General features: G+C 40.7%; 1 protein-coding gene. It reads left to right on the top strand.

What is annotated here, in order from left to right; translation table 11 throughout:
* Positions 1–344 (top strand): DUF421 domain-containing protein (locus tag AAEY78_RS12435; protein ID WP_352339649.1); only part of this gene is annotated, 344 nt, incomplete at both ends.

Genomic DNA, 344 nt, shown 5'->3' with positions numbered 1-344 from the left:
CAACAGTATTGTCTGATAGTCCGTCTTTGTTACAAGGCTTGTTCGCCGTTGCTGTGCTATTTGTGATTCAAGGGGTTATCTCAATTATCAGACGTAAAGTCAAACCGTTGAAATCCTTGATTGACAATCAGGCCATCATATTGATGGCGCATGGGGAATATTTTTCGGATAATTTAAAAGAAGCAAACCTGAGCACCAGTGATGTGCAAGAAGTACTACGCAAAAATGGACTCAAATCTAAGAGCGAAGTCTTTGCAGTAATTATGGAAACAACAGGGGACATGAGTGTCATTAAAAATGATAACACCCCTCCTGACTGGTCGCTGTTTGATGATATTCGTGAC

Origin of the sequence: Psychrobacter sp. 16-MNA-CIBAN-0192 (assembly GCF_040309565.1) — a bacterium.
In the GTDB taxonomy this organism is placed as follows: Bacteria; Pseudomonadota; Gammaproteobacteria; order Pseudomonadales; family Moraxellaceae; genus Psychrobacter.
The sequence above is the reverse complement of the archived record's forward strand: the minus strand, read 5'-3'. Positions and strand labels throughout refer to the sequence as shown.